This is a genomic window from Vibrio sp. 1402 (genome assembly GCF_033340275.1).
In genome coordinates, this window is record NZ_JAWOWE010000567.1 from 1 (window position 1) to 555 (window position 555).

The window sequence follows — 555 nt, forward strand, 5'->3', positions numbered from 1 at the left end:
GAATAGGTAATTAACATGATTAGCTATGCCAGTTATAGAGCTTCAGTGGCATATTTAATTAAACTGCTTAAGTCATGGAAATGTAAGATATACCTTTCCTTTCGTAGTTTGATAATAATTTGTAACGTCTTTTTTTCTTTGGGTTTGGTCAATTTTAATCCAGCCATGTCTGGTGAGGTGTTGACAGTTCCAATGGATATTTCTAATTGGTCTTTCAAAGGAAATAAATTTGAGTGCAACCTGATGCATTCAAAGGTTCCAATGGGGAAGTTTTATTTCCGTGCGGAACCAAATAATCAAATTTTATTTATTTCCGATATACGCAACGAAGGGAATAAATGGCAAGGTGTGACATTAATTAGTCAAAATGCACCGTGGGATAAAGAGCTTTATAGAAAAGTTGAATCTTCTCTTACGGTTACCAAGCCTTCTCGTCGATTTGTATTCCGTAAAGGTGCACCCTCACTAATGAAGGCGATTGCCGGTGGTAGTTGGATTACGCTGGTATTGGAAGGAAAAGACGCTTCCGCTTTGTCAGAGGTCAGAATCCCAACA

At 37.8% G+C, this 555-nt stretch carries 1 pseudogene; it reads left to right on the top strand.

The annotated features are described in order from the left end of the window. Nucleotides 1–15: 15 nt before the first annotated feature. Nucleotides 16–555, top strand: a pseudogene (locus R7044_RS27285) (OmpA family protein); the annotation flags it as partial.